The organism is Microvirga sp. P5_D2, from assembly GCF_054049475.1.
Genome location: NZ_JBFUMH010000422.1, coordinates 1 through 557, shown reverse-complemented (window position 1 = coordinate 557; position 557 = coordinate 1). Strand labels below are relative to the sequence as shown.

General features: G+C 60.3%; 1 protein-coding gene. It reads left to right on the top strand.

The window, feature by feature from the left end:
• Positions 1-161 precede the first annotated feature (161 nt).
• Positions 162-536: a hypothetical protein gene (locus ACXJKO_RS32075; protein ID WP_457095024.1), complete on the top strand. Its 375-nt coding sequence runs from the start codon at positions 162-164 to the stop codon at positions 534-536.
• Positions 537-557: the final 21 nt, after the last annotated feature.

Here is a 557-nt window from a genome sequence, read left to right as displayed (position 1 = left end):
CTTCCTATGCGCGCAATGGTTCCGCGCCATCGTTGTACCCCGTCAAGCCTCAGGCGACTGCCGTCGCCGAGAAGCAGGGCTAAGAACTTGTTAGAGAACTTCGGCCATATGAGTTTATCGCCCCTGTAGGCAGGACCGCCAATTCGCTTGGAAGCTGCGCGATGAGCAACGACAACATTCTGCGCCAGGAAATCCGCAGTTCTCTGAGCATCGTCCGCGCCCTGATCAAGGAATATTCAGGGCTGTATTCCGCCGAGGACCTGACCCGCGATGTCCTCCAGGTCTGCGACGACATCGCTTCGCCCGCAAGGCCCGACAGGCGCCTCGAAGATGCAAGGCGCATGGTGTTCGAGCGCTGCACCCGCCTGGCTCATACGGCCAATCGATTCACCACCCGAGACCCCGCTGTGATCGCGGCTTCGCGGGCTCAGGCGGTCGCTGCCATTGATGCCCTGCAGGATGCAGTTTTCGAGTTGCGCAGGTCCTATCGCCCTGAGCCATCTATGGGCCGTGTTCTGAGGCGCCGGAGCCTCTGAACAAAGCTGCGCTATTTTCGA